The following is a 16,110-nucleotide window of genomic DNA, read 5'->3' as shown; positions in this document are numbered from 1 at the left end:
CCAGCGTCGCCACCAGTGCGGGACCGTGGGACTCCCCCGCCGTCAGCCAACGCAACCTGCTCAACGCACTTCTCCTTCGGCCGAATCGCGCGCCCCGTGCAGCCAGGACACCTTGTCGTACAGATCCTCCGCGCTGAGTGCGGAGAGCATGGCGTTGCGGGCCGCGGCCCGTTCCCCGGCGGGGTGGTAGAGCTGGCTCCCCATCTCCCGGGCCACGAGCTGCGTCCTGCCCGTGCGGTCACGGCGCTGGGCGTTGAACTTCTCCAGCCTGGCCGGCACGTCCTGGCCGTCGCCGACGAGGAGGTCCCCGATGACGACCGCGTCCTCCAGGGCCATGCAGGCGCCCTGGGCCGCGTACTGGAGCATCGGGTGGGCCGCGTCGCCCAGCAGCGCCACGCGCCCGTCCGTCCAGTTCTCCACCGGGTCGCGGTCGCACAGCACCCAGGTCCTCCACTCCTCGCCCAGCTCCAGCAGCCTGCGGGCCGCGTCGCTCATCTCGGGGAACTCGGCGAGCACGTGGTCGCGTTCGGCGGGCACCCCGACGAGGGCGTCCGGAGCGGCGTCGTCGCGGGTGGCGGCCAGATTCAGGAACCGGCCGCCGCCGATCGGATAGTGGACGAAGTGCCACTTGGGCCCCGCCCAGAGGGTGACGCTGTTCCAGCGCAGCTCCTCGGGGACCCGCTCCATCGGGATGACGGAGCGGTAGATGGTGTGCCCGGAGACCCGGGGCTCGCCGTCGCCGACGAGCTGGCCCCGGACGGACGAGCGGATGCCGTCGGCCCCGATCAGCGCGTCCCCGGTGAAGGAGTCGCCGGCCGCGGTGTGCGCGGTGACCTCGTCCGCGGTCTGCTCGTAGCGGACGACGGACTGGCCGGGGACCAGCTCGACCGCGTCGGACGCGCGGCAGGCGTCGAGCAGCGGCTGATAGAGGTCGCCCCGGTGCACCACCGCGTAGGGGTTGCCGAACCGCTCCCGGTAGGGCCCGGTCAGCGGCATCCGGACGACCTGGCGGCCGGTGGTGGCGTCCATGAACCGCAGCTCGTCGATGAAGACGGCCCGGTCTCGGACGGCCTGCCCCGCGCCCAGCCGGTCGAGCGCGTGGAAGGCGTTCGGCCCCAGCTGGATGCCCGCGCCCAGTTCGGCGAAGTCGTCCCTGCGTTCCAGCACGGTGACCCGGTGTCCCTGGGCCGCGAGGCTGATCGCTGTGGCCAGTCCGCCGATCCCGCCGCCTGCGACGAGTATGCGCATCGTCTCTTCCATCCTCGTATGACTCGTTCTTCCTGGGGTGAACTGAAGTGAACCGGCTTGGGATCAGGGGGTGTCGGCGGGCGGGAGCGGCGCGTGGTCCGGGAACAGGCGGTGCAGCTCGCCGTGGAAGCCGGGGAAGGTCTTGCCCACACAGGACGGGTCGTCGAGGACCAGCCCGAGGTGGCGCAGTCCGAGCACCGAGAAGGCCATGGCGATCCGGTGGTCGCGGTGGCAGGCGATCCGGGCGGGGCGCACCGGGCCCGGGTGGACGGTGATCCAGTCCCGGCCGCTCTCGGTCTCCACCCCGCACGCGGCGAGGTTCTGGGCGATCGCCTCGACACGGTCCGACTCCTTGAGCCGGGCGTGTCCGATGCCCCGTACGGTGATGGGCCCGTCGGCGAGGGGGGCGATGGCCGCCAGGGTCATGAAGGTGTCCGAGATCTCGCCCATGTCCACGTCGAAGCCGCCGCGCAGTGCTCCGCCGGGCGCGCCGGCGACCGTGGTGCTCTGCTCGCCGATCTCCACCCGGGCCCCGGCGGTCCGCAGCACCTCGACGAAGCCCAGGTCGCCCTGGAGGCTGTCGCGGCCGAGTCCGGGCACGGTGACCGTACGGCCGGTGACGGCGGCCGCCGCGAAGACGTACGAGGCGGTGGAGGCGTCCGGTTCGATCACCAGGTCGGTGGCCCGGTAGCCGTCGGCGGGGAGGCTGATGACGCCGGGGGTCCGCTCGGCGGGCTCCGCGCCGAAGCGGCGCATGAGCGCCATGGTCATGTCGATGTAGGGGCGGCTCACCAGCTCCCGCACGGTCACCGTCAGCGGGGACCGCAGCAGTGGTGCGGCCATCAGCAGTCCGCTGAGGAACTGGCTGCTCAGCCCGCCGTCCACGGTGAGTTCGCCGCCGTCGAGACCGTCGGCGTCGATACGCAGCGGCAGATCGCCCCCGCCCTCGGAGCCGGTCTTCGCGCCGAGCCGCTCCAGGGCCTCCCGCAGCGGGCGCAGCGGGCGTGCCCGGAGCTGGGCCGTGCCGTCGAAGAGGTAGGAGCCGTGGCCGGCGGCGGTGAAGGGGGGCAGGAAGCGGGCGGCGGTCCCGGCGTCGGCGCACCAGATGTCGGCGCCGCCCGAGGGGCCCCGGCCCAGGCCCACGACCTCCCAGAACTCGTCGTGCGGGGTGGCGTTCACCCGTACGCCCAGGGCGGTCAGCGCCTCGCGGAAGGCGATCGTGTCCTCGCTGACGAGGGGGGCGCGCAGATAGCTGACGCCGTCGGCGGCGGCGGCCAGCAGCAGGGCGCGGTTGGTGATGCTCTTGGAGCCCGGGATCCGGGCGATCAGGGGGGTGTCGGTCGGGGTGGAGGCGGTCATCGGGGTGCTCCGTCGAGGGTGGGGGCCACGGTGTCCAGAAGCCGGTGCCATGAGGCGGTGAGCTGTTTGAGCCCCTCCTCCTCCAGTTGGGAGGTGATGTCGCGGAGCGAGATGTTGAACCAGCTCATGCACTCGAAGACATGCCGGGCGTGGGCGCGGGCGCTCTCGTCCCAGGCCGCCGTGCGGGTGAGACCGTGGTCGGCGACGGCGCGCAGGGTCTCTTCCGGCATGGTGCTGACGGTGTTGGGGACGATCAGCCCGTCCACGTAGTGGGTGTCGGGGTAGTCGGGGTTCTTGACGGCGGTCGAGGCCCACAGCAGCCGCTGGCGGCGGGCTCCGGAGCGTTCCAGGGCGGGCCAGCGCGGGTCCTCGTACACCGTGGTGTGCTGTTCGTGGGCGAGCCGGGCGGCGGCCAGCGCGACCGTGCCGCGCAGGGCCTTGGCCTCGGCGGAGCCGTCGAGGTCGAGCAGCGCGTCCACGGCGGTGTCGACGCGGCCGACGGAGAAGGAGGCGACCGAGTTGATTCCGGCGACGCGGTGTCCGGCGGCGGCCGCCCGGGCCACTCCGTCCACATGGGCGGCGGCGATCCGGCGGCAGCGTTCGGCGGAGAAGATCAGGGTGGCGTTGACGCCGATGCCCTCGGCGAGGCAGTCGGCGACGGCCTTCTCCCCGGCGTCGGTGGCGGGGATCTTCACCAGGAGGTTGGGGCGGCCGATCTCCCGGCTCAGCTCGCGGGCCTGGGCGAGGGTGGCGGCGCTGTCGTGGGCGAGCCGGGGGTCGACCTCGGCCGAGACCAGCCCGTCGGCGCCCCCGGTCCGCTCGTACACGGGCAGCAGCAGGTCGCAGGCGTGGCGGAGGTCATGGGTCATCAGCTCCCAGGCGGCCTCCTCGGGGGTGGCCCCGCCTGCCGCGAGGACGCTGAGCTGCTCCGCGTAGTCGGTTCCGGCGGTGAGCGCCCGGGCGAGGACCGCGGGGTCGGAGGTGACGCCGGAGATCCGCCGGTCGCGGACGAGTTCGGCGAGGGAGCCGCCGGTGAGTCCGGCGCGGCTGATGTCGTCGAGCCAGAGGGAGACGCCCGCTTCGGTGAGCCGGCGCAGCGCGGAACCCCTCATCGCGCGCTTCCGGCGGCTCTGGAGACGCTCGCGCGGACCGCCGCCGCCACCCGCTCGGGGGTGAGTCCGAAGCGCTCGTAGAGTGCGGCGGGCGGGGCGGAGGCGCCGAACTCGTCGATGCCGAGGGCCTGACCGGCGTCGCCGGTCCACCGGTGCCAGCCGAGTGTCGAGCCGGCTTCGACGGAGACCCTGGCGCGCACCCGGGGCGGGAGCACGGCGTCGCGGTACTCCTGCCGCTGTTCGGCGAACCACTCCAGGCAGGGCAGCGAGACGACGCGGGTGGCCGTGCCCTCCCGTTGCAGGATGCTCCGGGCCTCCAGGGCGATGTGGACCTCGCTGCCGGTGGCCAGGATGATCGCCTCGGGGGTGCCGCCCGCCGCCTCGGCCAGCACATAGCCGCCGCGGGCGACGGCCTCCGCGCCGGGGTCGGGCAGGACCGGCAGATTCTGCCGGGTGAGGCAGAGTCCGGCGGGCCGGTCGGTGCGCTCCAGGATCGCCCGCCAGGCGGCGGCGGTCTCATGGGCGTCGGCCGGGCGGACGACGTCGAGTCCGGGGATCGCGCGCAGCGACCACAGGTGTTCGACGGGCTGGTGGGTGGGGCCGTCCTCGCCGAGGCCGATCGAGTCGTGGGTCCAGACGTAGGTGACGGGCAGCTTCATCATCGCCGCGAGCCGTACGGCGGGCCGCATGTAGTCGGAGAAGACCAGGAAGGTCCCTCCGTAGGGCCGGGTGCCGCCGTGCAGGGCGATGCCGTTGAGGATCGCGCCCATGCCGTGCTCGCGGATGCCGAAGTGGAGGGTGCGGCCGTACCTGTGGCCGGGAAACGCCGGTGTGGCGTGGTGTTCGGGTACGAAGGAGGGCTCGCCCTTCATCGTGGTGTTGTTGCTCTCGGCGAGGTCGGCGGAGCCGCCCCACAGTTCGGGCAGGGTCGCGGCCAGCGCGGACAGCACTTCGCCCGAGGCCTTGCGGGTGGCGATCTGCCCCCCGGCGGGGAAGTCCGGCAGCGCCCGCGTCCAGCCGTCGGGCAGCCGGCGGGCGCTGACGCGGTCGAGGAGGGCGGCGTTCTCGGGCAGTGCGGTGCGCCAGTCCTGGTACCGCTTCTCCCAGGCGAGACGCTGGGCCCGGCCGCGCTCGCCGACGCGGCGGGCGTGGGCGAGGAGTTCAGCCGGCACCTGGAACGAGGCCTCGGGGTCGAGCCCCAGGGCGGCCTTGGTGGCGGCGCTCTCGGCGGCGCCGAGGGCGGAGCCATGGACCTTTCCGGTGTTCTGCCTGGTGGGCGCGGGCCAGCCGATGATGGTGCGCAGGGCGATGATCGAGGGTCGGCCGGTCTCGGCGCGGGCCGCGGCGAGGGCGGTGTGCAGGGCCTCGACGTCCTCGGCGTACTCGCCGGTGCGGGTCCAGTCGACCCGCTGGACATGCCAGTCGTACGCCGCGTAACGGCCGAGCACGTCCTCGGAGACGGCGATGGCGGTGTCGTCCTCGATGGAGATGCGGTTGTCGTCCCAGAGCACGATGAGATTGCCCAGGCCCTGGTGTCCGGCGAGGGAGCCGACCTCGTGGCTGATGCCCTCCTCCAGGTCGCCGTCGGAGGCGAAGACCCAGACGGCGTGGTCGAAGGGGGAGGTTCCGGGTGCGGCGTCCGGGTCGAAGAGTCCGCGTTCGCGGCGGGCGGCCATCGCCATGCCCACGGCGTTGCCGAGGCCCTGTCCGAGCGGTCCAGTGGTGGTCTCCACGCCGGGGGTGTGCCCGTACTCGGGGTGGGCGGGGGTGAGGCTGCCCTCGGTGCGCAGGGCCTTGAGGTCGTCCAGTTCGAGGCCGTAGCCGGAGAGGAAGAGCTGGGTGTAGAGGGTCAGGCTGGAGTGGCCGCAGGAGAGGACGAAACGGTCGCGGCCGGCCCAGCCCGGTTCGGCGGGGTCGTGTCGCAGCAGCCGCTGGAAGAGCAGATACGCGGCCGGGGCGAGGCTCATGGCGGTGCCGGGGTGGCCGTGACCGGCCCGTTCCACGGCATCGACCGCGAGGGCTCTCGCGACGTCCACGGTACGGCGGTCGAGTTCGGTCCACTCGAAGGCCGGGGTGCTCTGGGTTGCCTGGGTGTTCACCGTGGGGTCAGGGCTCCTTATGGTGCCGGACTCGGCGGGGCACGGGGGCCGTCCGGGTGCCGGTGCCGGTGTCGGCGGGCGAGAGGGGCGAGGGGGCGAGACGGGCGGCGTCGCCCGGCGCCGCGGCGTCGGCGTCGTCAGCGGGTGAGCGTGGCGACGGCGAGCAGCGCGTGGCGGTAGGACTCGACGCCCAGGCCGGCGATGGTGCCGGTGACCACGGGCGTGACGACGGAGATGTGCCGGAAGGCCTCTCGCGCGCCGGGGTTGGAGAGGTGGACCTCGATCACCGGGGCCTTGATCATGGCCACGGCGTCGCGGACCGCGTACGAGTAGTGGGTGAAGGCGGCCGGGTTGAGGACGACGGGGTGGCCCCCGTCGGCGGCCTCGTGGAGCCAGCCGATCAGCTCCGCCTCGCTGTCGGTCTGGCGGACGTCGACGGTGAGGCCGGCTTCCGCCGCGGTGGTGCGGCAGAGCCTGGCGAGGTCGTCGTAGGTGCTGGTGCCGTAGACCTCGGGTTCGCGCTTGCCCAGCCGGGACAGATTGGGGCCGTTGAGGACGAGGACCAGGGTCATGTGGCGGCTCCCGTCGTCTCCAGGGCGAGGGCGAGCCGCAGGGCGGCCTGGGCCGGGGTGCCCGCGCTGTCGACGGTCAGGGTGGCGAGCCGCCGGTAGAGCGGGCCACGGACCCGGAACAGCTCGCGAAGTCCGCGCTCCGGGTCGTCGGCGAGCAGCGGCCTGCTCGCCGCGCCGCCTATCCGGGCGAGCGCGGTGGCCGGGTCGGTGCTGAGGTGGACGACGCGGTGGGCGGCGAGGAGACGCTGGGTGGAGGGGTCGAGGACCGCCCCGCCGCCGAGGGCGAGCACTCCGTCGTGCTCGTCGAGCGCGGTGCGCACGGCGATGCGCTCCAGCTCCCGGAAGGGGGCCTCCCCGCGCAGGCGGACGAGTTCGGCCACGGACATGCCGCAGCCGTGCTCGACATCCTGGTCGGTGTCCCGGAATCCCACGCCCAGGCGCTCCGCGAGGAGGGTGCCGACGGTGGTCTTGCCGGATCCGGGGGCTCCGATCAGCACCACGGCGGGTGCGGTCATCCCTCAGCCCTCCAGCGCCAGGCCGCGGCCGGCCAGCCGGGCGAGTTCGAAGACGCCCTCGGCGGTGGCCTCGACGTCGAAGAAGGCCCGCTGGGTGGGCGGATAGCCGATCAGCTCGGCGGCCCGGTTGGGCAGCGGGGCGGCCGCGGCCTCGGCGGACTCCCAGAGCAGCACCGCGCCCCAGCGGTCATTCTCCCGGTCGGAGATCCAGAACTTCAGCCGGAGTCCGGGCAGGGAGCTGAACCGGTCGACCGCTTCGTCGCGGAGGAAGTCCCGGAGGGATTCGATGGTCTGGGCGGACTCCTTGAGGTCCCACCAGACGACTACGGCTCGCACGAGCGCACCACCTCGGTCAGCAGGTCGCCGACGATCCGGACGCCGTCCTCGGTGAGCACGGACTCGGCGTGGAACTGCATGGAGGCGAAGGTGCGTCCGCGCAGTGCGTGCACCTCGCCGGTCTCCTCGTCACGGCTTATCTCGATGACTCCGACGTCCGGGTGGTCCTTCTTCTCCTCCCCGCTCCGCGCGGCGAAGGTGTTGTAGAAGCCCACCCTCCGGCGCTCGCCGAAGAGGTCGATCTCCCGCTGGACGCCCTGGTTGGGCACGCTGCGGCGGACCAGTTCCAGTCCGAGCAGGGTCGAGAGGACCTGGTGGCTCAGACAGACGGCGAGGAAGGGCCGCCGTTCCTCCAGCAGCCGGGCGACGGCCGCCCGCAGATGGGCGATCTTGGGGTGCGCGGTGTCGCGCGGGTCGCCGGGGCCGGGGCCCATGACCACCAGGTCGTGGCCGAGGAGGTCGTACGGCTCGTCGAACCGGCGGACGGTGACCCGCAGTCCCACGGAGGAGAGCTGGTGCCCGATCATCGAGGTGAAGGTGTCCTCGGCGTCGACGATCAGCACGCTGCGGCCGGCGAGTTCGGGGATCGGCCCGGAGCGCGCCGCGCTCTCGCTCAGCCAGAAGCCGGCGATGTGCTCGTTCCGCCCCACCAGCGCCTTGCTGACCTGGGTGTGGCCCGCGAATCTGCTGGGGCCGTCCGATTCGAGCGCGGCCAGCAGACCGGCCGCCTTCGCCTTCGTCTCGGCGACCTCGCTCATCGGGTCGGAGTGGCGGACCAGGGTCGCGCCGACGCCGATGTTCACCCGCCCGCCGTCGCTGATGTCGGCGGTACGGATGAGGATGGCGGAGTCCATGACCCGGCCGCCGTCCTCGTCCCGGCCCACCAGCGCCATGATGCCGCTGTAGTAGCCGCGGCCCTCGGGCTCGTAGCGGGTGATGACCTTGCAGGCGCTCTCCAGCGGGCTGCCGGTCACGGTGGGCGCGAACATCGTCTCGCGGAGGATGTCCCGGACGTCGCGGGTGGTCCGCCCCTCGATGAAGTACTCGGTGTGGGCGAGGTGCGCCATCTCCTTGAGGTACGGACCGACCACCCGGCCGCCGTGCTCGCAGATCCGGGCCATCATCTTGAGTTCCTCGTCGACGACCATGTACAGCTCGTCGACCTCCTTGCGGTCCGCGAGGAAGGCCAGCACCCCGGGGAGATCGGGACCGGCCTCCGGATAGCGGTAGGTGCCGCTGATCGGGTTCATCACGGCGGTCCCGCCGCGCAGGCTGACATGGCGCTCCGGGCTCGCGCCGACGAAGGTGCGGCCCCCGGTGTGGACGAGGAAGGTCCAGTACGCCCCCGACTCCCTGGCCAGCAGCCGCCGGAAGAAGGAGAGCGCGCTGCGCGGCGTGTAGTCGGTGATGTCCGCGACGAACGAGCGCTTGATGACGAAGTTGGCGCCCTCGCCGCTGCCGATCTCCTGGTTGACGACCTTCCGCACGATCTCGGCGTAGCTGCGGTCGTCCACGTCGAAGCCGCCGCCGTCGAGGGTGACGGATTCGTCGGGGAGCCGGCGCAGCGCCGCCTGGAGCGGCAGGGCGCCCTGTTCGGTGACGGCCAGGGTGATCAGCGGCTCGGCGTCGTCGTTGCTGTCGAAGCCGCGTTCGGAGATCTGCCGGTACGGGATGATCGCCAGCGTCTCGTGGCGGGCCCCGGATCCTGCCGCGGGCGCGTCGGAGACGGGGATGTCCGCGAGGGTGGCGACGCTGGACGCCTCGCAGAGCAGCACCTCGACGGTGTCCTCGCCCAGTGCCTCCGGGCGGCGCAGCAGGGCGTACGCGGAGGGCTCGCCGTTCAGTACCCGCTCCAGCAGGTCCTGGTGGGCCGTGGCGTCCTGTGCTGTCATCGGCCCGCTCCGTCGGCCGGGCCGAGGTCGGCGAGGAGGGTCTTGGTGGTGGCGACGACCGCGCAGCGCTCGGCCGCGTAGTCGAGGGCGAGCCGGTGGTACGCCGGGGAGAAGTCGGCGACCGCGTCGGCGGCGAGGAAGGTCTGGATGTCGTTGGTGAAGGCTTCCACCGCGGTCATCAACACCCCGACGTGGGCGTACACACCGCAGATGATGAGCTGGTCCCGGCCCTGGACGCGCATCCGCTCCAGCAGGTCCGACTTGAAGAAGGCGCTGTAGCGCCATTTGGTGAACACCCAGTCGCCGGGGGCCGGTGCGAGGGGGTCGATCACCTGGCGGTCCTCGGGCGAGACCTGCATGCCCGGGCCCCAGAAGTCCTTGAGGAGGCCGCGTTCCTGTTCGCTCATGCCGCCGGGCTGGGCCGTGTACGCGACCGGGATGCCCAGTTCGGCGCACTGCTCGCGCAGGAGTACGGCGTTGGTCACCAGATCGCTGCCGGGTGCGGCCTGCTCGGGGAACGGCCGTACGAAGTAGCGCTGCATGTCGTGGACGAGCAGTACCGCCCGGTCCGGGGCGACCGTCCAGTCGGCGATGTTGGCCGGCAACTCGCCCTGGGTGGGCATCGGGTACGGCTCGATGGGCGGGATTCCCCCCATGGGTGGTCCTTTCGATGATTCGTCCGACGGTGTCCGTGGGTCCGTGGTATGGAGCGCGCGTCAGACGCCGAGGGCTGCGCCGCCGTCGACGGTGAGGGCGTGCAGGGTGATGTGGGAGGCCTGGTCGGAGAGGAGGAAGGCGACGGAGTCGGCCACGTCGGAGGGGGTCGCCAGCTTGCCGAGGGGGATGCCCACCCGGTAGTCGGACGGGATCCCTTCGATGGAGCCGCGCTCGCCGCTCTCGTCGGTCCACATCGAGGTCAGCATCGGTGTGGCGGTGGAGCCGGGGGCGACCACATTGCAGCGGATGCCGTGCTTGGCGACTTCCAGTCCCAGACACTTGGTGTACATGGTGGTGGCGGCCTTGGACGCGGCGTAGGCGGCCATCCCGGTGCGGGGGGTGTCCGCGGCGTTGGAGGCGACGGTGACCACCGCACCGCCGGCGCCCCTGGTGACCATGCGGCCGACCACGGCGCGCGAGACGTGGAAGACACCGGTGGTGTTGACCGCGAAGGTGAGCGACCAGTCCTCGTCGGTGAGGGCGGTGGCGTCGCCGAGGCGCAGTACGCCGGCCGCGTTGACGAGGTGGTCGACCGGGCCGATCCGGCGCTCGACCGTGTCGGCGAGGGCCTCGACCTGGTCGACGGAGGTCACGTCGCAGGGGAAGGCCTCGGCCTTGAGGCCGTCGGCGGTCAGTTTGGCCACGATGTCGTGGAGGGCGTCCGCGTCCCGGTCCACGGCGGCGACATGTGCGCCGCGTTCGGCCAGGGTACGGACGATCGCCTCGCCGATACCGCCCGCCGCCCCGGTGACCAGGGCGATCCGATTGTCCATTGGTGCCTTCTCCATGGGTTCGGTTCAGCCGAGCCAGGCGGAGGCCACCGAGAGGGCCTGCCCGGGGTTGAGGCGCGGGTCGCAGAGGCTGGTGTACTTGTGGCCGACCTCGTGCAGCCGGTGCTGGTCGGGCACGCACTCGGTGACCTCGTCGGGCGTGGTCTCCAGGTGGATTCCGCCCGCGACCGCGCCCGCCTCGGTGACGGCCCGGTGGAATTCGACGACCTCCCGGACGACGGTGGTCACCAGCCGGGTCTTGAGCCCCTCGGGGCCGCCGACGGTGTTGCCGTGCATCGGGTCGGTCAGCCAGATGACCGGGTGACCGGCGGCGCGGACGGCGGCGGCCAGCGCGGGGAGTTTCTCGCCCACGTTGTCCGCGCCCATCCGGGCGATCAGGGTGAGCCGGCCGGGGATCCGCTCCGGATCGAGCTTCTGGCACAGCTTCAGCAGGTCGTCGACCGTCATGGTGGGGCCGACCTTGCAGGCCACCGGGTTGGTCACGGCGGCGAGCATGGCGACGTGCGCGCCGTCGAGCTGACGGGTGCGCTCGCCGATCCAGGGCCAGTGCGTCGAGGCGAGCAGCAGCCGCCCGTCGGGCTGGGTCCGCAGCATGGGCAGTTCGTAGTCGAGAAGCAGTGCCTCGTGGCTGGTCCACACGGGCGTGGTAGAGAGTGAGCCGCGGCCCCGGCCGGCCCAGCCGAGGGAGTCGAGGACGCCCCGGGCCGAGTGGTAACCCTTGAGCATGCGTCTGGGGTCGGGGCGGCGCTGTTCGAGGTCGGGCTCGGGTCCGTTGACCATGTGGCCCCGGTAGACAGGGAACTCGACGCCGTCGATGGTCTCGGTGGGGTTGGAGCGCGGCTTGCCGAACTGTCCCGCCATCCGGCCGACTCTCAGCACGGGCTTGCGCGAGTTCATCTTCATGACGCCCGCGAGGGCTTCCAGCAGACCGGCCTTGCGGGCGATGTCGTCCGGTGCGCACTCGTCCCAGTCCTCGGCGCAGTCGCCGGACTGGATGATGCCGACCCGGCCGGCGGCGGCCTCCGCGAGCAGGGCGCGCAGGTCGTCGACGTCGTCGATGTCGACGAGCGGCGGGAGGGATGAGATTTCATCTCTCACCTGCTGGATATCCGCATGCCCCTCCCAGTCCGGTTGCTGAATCGCCGGAAGTGATCGGAGGAATTGCTGGACGCTGTGCACCTGACGCCTCCCAGAACTGAGTGTTGCCGCCCCGATTGCAGTGCAGGGGGCGGTCTCAGTGCACAACCCTGGAGGGATTCGGGGAAGCGAGGGAAGGCGGAAGAAGCGACTACGTCATATGCCAGGGGTTTCTTGTATCGACTTGACTTAGTGGCGCTGCGCCGACTTGAAACGCGCCGACCTAAACCTCGATAGTTCACGTGGGCGGGCGAATGCATGCGCGACGGAGGCGGGAACGGGTGGGCGGGCTCTTCTAGAGGGCGTCGAGCGCGCTCTCCACGACGTCCAGGAGCGCCTTCCGGTCCTTCTGAATCCGGGCCAGCACCCGCAGCCCGTAATAAGTGCTCAGCACCTGACGGGCCTGAACGCGCGCATCGCCGCCGGGGCCCATTTCACCGGACAGCTTCCCCTCCGTGATCGTTTCGCAGAGGGCGTCCTCGACCGCGCTGAAATGCCTGCTCAGTTCGTCGTTGACATCGGAATCGGAATGACCCATTTCCATGAGGGCGTTGATGGCGAAACAGCCGGCCGGCTCATCGTCGGAAAGGTCGACGTCGATGGCGTGGACCATCAGATTCCGGATACGCCCTCTGGCGGAGCCCGGAACCCGAAGGCTCTCGGTCTGCATCACAGTGTGAGTACCGTAATAGTGACGGAGGGCGCGCAGATACAACTGCCGCTTGTCGCCGAAGGCGTTGTAGAGGCTCGACGGACCGACACCCGTGCAGTCGGAGAGATCCCTGGTGGAGGTCGCCCTGTACCCCTGGCGCCAGAACGCGTACATCGCAGATCCGACAGCGTGAGTCTCGTCGAACTTCCGTGGCCTAGCCATGCAACGCATCTTACTACTGGTTTTGGAGCGGTTGCATAAAAACTGGAGCAGATCACACCGCATCAGCGCTTGTGCACCCATCCTCGCCCCCATGAGGAGGTGCCGACCACCGCCAACTGTCGACTCCCCGCACGGTCGGGCCCGACGACCGACGGCCGACCCAGGACATTCTTACCGATTCCAACCCACCCGGCACGGCGACTTGACAGTGTGTGGACGCGGGGTTTCTTCAGCGTGGGCCAAGCTGCCTAGGGTCCAGGGATGCGTGGTCCGATTCCCAGTCAGAACTCTGACAGTCCCCCCGGGGAGCCGAGGTTGAGCATCGCCCTCTCCTTCGAAACCACCGCGGAGAGCGGACCGGACACCGAGAAATCCGGCACATCCCCGGCTCCGGCGGTGGACACGGCGACCGTCGGGTCCGGAAGCGGCGCGCCCTCCGTCCGGCTGGAAGTCAGCTTCGACGGACTGCCGCTCGGCGAGGTCCGGCTCAACCTCCCGCCCGGGAGCACGGGGAGCAAGGGGAGCACCGACGGGCCCCCCGGGAGCGGGACGCCCACATGGACCGGCGGCGCAGGAGCCGGGGAGCCGCCACGACTGGGGGATCCCGCCCTGGTCCGGGTGGCGCTCTCCGCCCGGACCTCCGAGGCCGAGCGCTCACGCGCGCTGAGACTGCTGGGGCTGCGCGGGGACGAGCGGCTGCGGGTGGCCGCCGTGACGGTGACCGAGCCCGGGACGCTGCGCCGGGCGCTGCGCGACTGCGCGCTGGCCCTCGGGCGCACCTCCCCCTCGGCGGGCGAGCGGCTCGCGCCGCTGGGCGTGCTCCGGCCGACCGGCGGGGCGATCCTGCTTCCGGGCTCGGCCGCCCCCTCGGCGGGCCGGGTGGCGCTGCCGCAGGGCGCGGCCGTCGGCCTGGGGCCTTCGACGGCGGCGGACCGGCTGCCGGACTCCTGGGAACAGGCCTGCCGCGCGGCCCGGTTCGCCGGCCTCGGCCCCACCTGGCCCCAACTGGTGGACTCGGCGAGCCTGGGCGCGCCGGCCCTGCTCGCCGACATTCCCCGGAGCACGGCGCTGGCCCACCCGGATGTGGCGGCCGTGGCCCGGCTCGCGGGCGAGGCCGGCGGCGGGCAGGCCGTCCGGACCCTGGACGTGGTCTGCCGCAGCAAGTCGCTGCGGGACGCGGCGGAGCTGCTGCATCTGCACCACAGCTCCGTCGCCCAGCGCGCCTCTCGGATCGAGCGCACCCTGGGCATCTCGCTGAGCGAGCCGCACGGCCGGCAGCGGGCCCAGACCGCCCTGCTGCTCTGGCAGTTGAACGCCCCCGGCGAGGGGCGCGGCCGGGGGGACCGGTCCGAGACGGACGGACATCAGTTCTGAAGCATCCGCTCTAAAACGTGCTAGCGTCTCGAACGGAGGCGAGAGCACCTCATCCGAGTTGCCTGCGCCGCCGTATGACGCTTCATCACTTTCGATGATTGCTCAATCATCCATACAGCGGAGGAACTCTCATGCCCCTCGCCGTCTACGTCCTCGGACTGGGGATATTCACCCAGGGGACGTCGGAGTTCATGCTCTCCGGCCTGCTCCCGGGGATGGCCGACGATCTGAGCGTCTCCATCCCCGACGCGGGACTCCTCATCTCCGCCTTCGCCATCGGCATGGTCGTCGGCGCTCCCCTGCTGGCCGTCGCCACCCTCGGCTGGCCGCGCCGGACCGCGCTGGTCGCCCTCCAGGCCGTCTTCATCATCGCCCACGTGGTCGGCGCGCTCGCGCCCGGATACGGGCTCCTCTTCGCCACCCGCGTCATCAGCGCGCTCGCCTACGCGGGCTTCTGGGGCGTCGCCGTGGCCACGGCCGTGGCACTCGTACCGGCGGACGCCAAGGCCAAGGCGGTCGCGGTGGTCGCCGGCGGACTGACGCTCGCCACCATCGTGGGCGTCCCGGCAGGCACCGTGCTGAGCCAGTTCGCGGGCTGGCGCGCGGCCTTCTGGGGCGTGGCCGCACTCACCCTGATCAGCCTCGTCTGCACGATCTTCGCCGTCGCGGGCGGCAAGGGCGCCAAGGAGGAGACCCGTACGGTCAAGGCGGAGCTGCGGGCCATGCGCGAGCCGCGACTGTGGCTCTCGTACGCCATCACGGCCTTCGCCTTCGGCGCGGTCATCGTCACCTTCAGCTACCTCGCCCCGCTGCTCACCGACGAGAGCGGACTCACCGAGGGCTGGGTCCCCGCGGTGCTCGCGCTCTTCGGCGTCGGCGGTCTGATCGGCATGACGATCGGCGGGCGCCTCCCCGAGAAGTACTCGGTCCGCAGCCTGGTATTCGGTCTCGGCACCCTGGTCGTCGCCTCCGCGCTGCTCGCGACGACGGCTCAGAACCTGGTCGTCACCCTGATCCTGGTCTTCATCCTCGGCATCGCGGGCTACGTCACCAACCCGGCTCTCCAGGCCCGGGTTTTCACCCTCGCCCCCGGCGCGCCCACCCTGGTCGGCGCGACCAACACGGCCGCCTTCAACATCGGCAACACGGTGGCCCCCGCGCTGGGCGGTCTGACCATCGCCGCGGGCCTCGGCTTCACCTCGGTCGCCTGGGTCGGCGCGGGCCTCGGCGCGGCCGGGCTGCTGGGCGCGGTGTGGGCGGGTGCGCTGGAGAAGCGCGACGCGCGGGCCGCCGCGGTCGGCGCCGACCGCGGCACCGCCGACGAGCCCTCGGCCGTCAACGCCTGACCGGCCGCCCCTGTGCGGAGGGCGCCCCCGCCCTCCGCACAGGGGCACCGCGGGGGTACTTGACGGAGTGTGTCCAGCTCCGTTGCAGGCCGCGTTCACCTGCCTGCATAGTCGATTTCGAGAGCGGCGATCGAAGCCGATGGCGCGGAACGACCGAGGTGAATGCCGTCATGCCTGCGACCGTCATGAATTCTGGCTGGGCGAGTCTTACCCCTGCCGAGTTGCGGGTGGCCCGGTTGGTCGCCGACGGCCTCACGAACCGGGCCGCCGCCGGCGTGCTCAATGTCTCGCCGCACACCGTCGACTCCCATCTCCGGCACATCTTCGGCAAGTTGCAGATAACCGGCCGGGTGGCCCTGGCACGGCATGTCCTCATCCATGAGGGCGGCATGGGAAAAGGGGCTTGAGACGGGCCGTCCCCACGGCCCGTCGTCGGCGTACGCGACCGCGGGACACGTTCCGCTTCGGAATGAGGAACTCATGGAACTCATGGACGACCCCGGTCGCCCGCCGACCCGTATCCGGGTCGGCGGCGCCGAAGGCACCGATCCCTACGAGGTGCTGGTGGGGCGGCAGCTCCTCGGCGAGCTTCCCGGGCTGATCGGGAATGCTGGGGGTCCCCCCGCCGGAGGCAGGGGGAGGGTGGCCGTGCTGCATCCGGAGGCTCTCGCCGGTACCGGTGAGGCGATCCGCGAGGATCTCGCGGGCCAGGGGTACGAGGCCATCGCGATCCAGTTG

Annotated in this window: 15 protein-coding genes and 1 pseudogene; 4 read left to right on the top strand and 12 right to left on the bottom strand. The window is 71.8% G+C overall.

The genetic code is table 11. The features are described from left to right. Window positions 1–60: 60 nt before the first annotated feature. From IE247_RS33605 to IE247_RS33550, 12 genes are all read right to left on the bottom strand, one after another. Window positions 61–1,248, bottom strand: coding sequence for a 3-hydroxybenzoate 6-monooxygenase (locus IE247_RS33605; RefSeq protein ID WP_190127168.1), 1,188 nt, complete (start codon window positions 1,246–1,248; stop codon window positions 61–63). Window positions 1,249–1,311: 63 nt separating this feature from the next. Continuing rightward, complete coding sequence (gene aroA / locus IE247_RS33600; protein ID WP_190127167.1) at window positions 1,312–2,607, bottom strand: 3-phosphoshikimate 1-carboxyvinyltransferase; 1,296 nt, start codon at window positions 2,605–2,607, stop codon at window positions 1,312–1,314. Beyond that, window positions 2,604–3,719 (bottom strand): transaldolase, encoded by a 1,116-nt coding sequence (gene tal / locus IE247_RS33595; RefSeq protein WP_190127166.1) that lies wholly within the window; start codon window positions 3,717–3,719, stop codon window positions 2,604–2,606. Before tal ends, aroA begins: the two co-directional genes overlap by 4 nt. Beyond that, window positions 3,716–5,818: a transketolase gene (tkt, locus tag IE247_RS33590; protein WP_190127165.1), complete on the bottom strand. Its 2,103-nt coding sequence runs from the start codon at window positions 5,816–5,818 to the stop codon at window positions 3,716–3,718. The genes tal and tkt overlap by 4 nt, the downstream gene beginning before the upstream one ends. Before the next feature lie 137 nt (window positions 5,819–5,955). Then, the gene (gene aroQ / locus IE247_RS33585) at window positions 5,956–6,390 is read right to left on the bottom strand and encodes a type II 3-dehydroquinate dehydratase (RefSeq protein ID WP_190127164.1); all 435 of its coding nucleotides are present in this window, start codon (window positions 6,388–6,390) and stop codon (window positions 5,956–5,958) included. After that, window positions 6,387–6,905, bottom strand: a complete 519-nt coding sequence (locus IE247_RS33580) for a shikimate kinase (protein ID WP_190127163.1) — start codon at window positions 6,903–6,905, stop codon at window positions 6,387–6,389. Before IE247_RS33580 ends, aroQ begins: the two co-directional genes overlap by 4 nt. Before the next feature lie 3 nt (window positions 6,906–6,908). Further along, on the bottom strand, window positions 6,909–7,241 hold the full coding sequence (locus IE247_RS33575; protein WP_190127162.1) for a hypothetical protein: 333 nt from the start codon (window positions 7,239–7,241) through the stop codon (window positions 6,909–6,911). Beyond that, window positions 7,229–9,133, bottom strand: a complete 1,905-nt coding sequence (locus IE247_RS33570) for an anthranilate synthase family protein (RefSeq protein WP_190127161.1) — start codon at window positions 9,131–9,133, stop codon at window positions 7,229–7,231. The genes IE247_RS33575 and IE247_RS33570 overlap by 13 nt, the downstream gene beginning before the upstream one ends. Next, window positions 9,130–9,789, bottom strand: coding sequence for an isochorismatase family protein (locus IE247_RS33565; protein ID WP_190127160.1), 660 nt, complete (start codon window positions 9,787–9,789; stop codon window positions 9,130–9,132). Before IE247_RS33565 ends, IE247_RS33570 begins: the two co-directional genes overlap by 4 nt. Before the next feature lie 60 nt (window positions 9,790–9,849). Beyond that, window positions 9,850–10,623: a 2,3-dihydro-2,3-dihydroxybenzoate dehydrogenase gene (locus tag IE247_RS33560; protein WP_190127159.1), complete on the bottom strand. Its 774-nt coding sequence runs from the start codon at window positions 10,621–10,623 to the stop codon at window positions 9,850–9,852. A 24-nt stretch (window positions 10,624–10,647) separates the two neighbouring features. Continuing rightward, window positions 10,648–11,820: a 3-deoxy-7-phosphoheptulonate synthase gene (locus IE247_RS33555; protein ID WP_190127158.1), complete on the bottom strand. Its 1,173-nt coding sequence runs from the start codon at window positions 11,818–11,820 to the stop codon at window positions 10,648–10,650. 253 nt (window positions 11,821–12,073) lie between these two features. Next, the gene (locus IE247_RS33550; protein ID WP_190127157.1) at window positions 12,074–12,604 is read right to left on the bottom strand and encodes a TetR/AcrR family transcriptional regulator; all 531 of its coding nucleotides are present in this window, start codon (window positions 12,602–12,604) and stop codon (window positions 12,074–12,076) included. 363 nt (window positions 12,605–12,967) lie between these two features. Here IE247_RS33550 and IE247_RS33545 point away from each other — a divergent pair, with 363 nt between their 5' ends. The 4 genes and pseudogenes from IE247_RS33545 to IE247_RS33530 all read left to right on the top strand — a co-directional run. Next, window positions 12,968–14,026, top strand: coding sequence for a PucR family transcriptional regulator (locus IE247_RS33545; protein WP_190127156.1), 1,059 nt, complete (start codon window positions 12,968–12,970; stop codon window positions 14,024–14,026). A gap of 131 nt (window positions 14,027–14,157) precedes the next feature. Next, on the top strand, window positions 14,158–15,372 hold the full coding sequence (locus IE247_RS33540; RefSeq protein WP_190127155.1) for a Cmx/CmrA family chloramphenicol efflux MFS transporter: 1,215 nt from the start codon (window positions 14,158–14,160) through the stop codon (window positions 15,370–15,372). A gap of 170 nt (window positions 15,373–15,542) precedes the next feature. After that, window positions 15,543–15,779 carry a helix-turn-helix domain-containing protein gene (locus IE247_RS33535; protein WP_190127154.1) on the top strand — a complete coding sequence of 79 codons (237 nt, stop codon included), beginning with the start codon at window positions 15,543–15,545 and terminating at the stop codon, window positions 15,777–15,779. 82 nt (window positions 15,780–15,861) lie between these two features. After that, window positions 15,862–16,110, top strand: a pseudogene (locus IE247_RS33530) (hypothetical protein); the annotation flags it as partial.

Origin of the sequence: Streptomyces inusitatus, from assembly GCF_014651115.1 — a bacterium.
Taxonomy (GTDB): Bacteria; Actinomycetota; Actinomycetes; order Streptomycetales; family Streptomycetaceae; genus Streptomyces; species Streptomyces amakusaensis.
The sequence above is the reverse complement of the archived record's forward strand: the minus strand, read 5'-3'. Positions and strand labels throughout refer to the sequence as shown.

Bases quoted from the DNA above. Each gene is read 5' to 3' on its own strand.
- tal (WP_190127166.1), bottom strand. From the start codon at position 3,719: ATGAGGGGTTCCGCGCTGCGCCGGCTCACCGAAGCGGGCGTCTCCCTC.
- IE247_RS33535 (WP_190127154.1), top strand. From the start codon at position 15,543: ATGCCTGCGACCGTCATGAATTCTGGCTGGGCGAGTCTTACCCCTGCC.
- IE247_RS33560 (WP_190127159.1), bottom strand. From the start codon at position 10,623: ATGGACAATCGGATCGCCCTGGTCACCGGGGCGGCGGGCGGTATCGGC.
- IE247_RS33540 (WP_190127155.1), top strand. From the start codon at position 14,158: ATGCCCCTCGCCGTCTACGTCCTCGGACTGGGGATATTCACCCAGGGG.
- IE247_RS33550 (WP_190127157.1), bottom strand. From the start codon at position 12,604: ATGTACGCGTTCTGGCGCCAGGGGTACAGGGCGACCTCCACCAGGGAT.
- IE247_RS33605 (WP_190127168.1), bottom strand. From the start codon at position 1,248: ATGCGCATACTCGTCGCAGGCGGCGGGATCGGCGGACTGGCCACAGCG.
- aroQ (WP_190127164.1), bottom strand. From the start codon at position 6,390: ATGACCCTGGTCCTCGTCCTCAACGGCCCCAATCTGTCCCGGCTGGGC.
- IE247_RS33570 (WP_190127161.1), bottom strand. From the start codon at position 9,133: ATGACAGCACAGGACGCCACGGCCCACCAGGACCTGCTGGAGCGGGTA.
- aroA (WP_190127167.1), bottom strand. From the start codon at position 2,607: ATGACCGCCTCCACCCCGACCGACACCCCCCTGATCGCCCGGATCCCG.
- IE247_RS33565 (WP_190127160.1), bottom strand. From the start codon at position 9,789: ATGGGGGGAATCCCGCCCATCGAGCCGTACCCGATGCCCACCCAGGGC.
- IE247_RS33580 (WP_190127163.1), bottom strand. From the start codon at position 6,905: ATGACCGCACCCGCCGTGGTGCTGATCGGAGCCCCCGGATCCGGCAAG.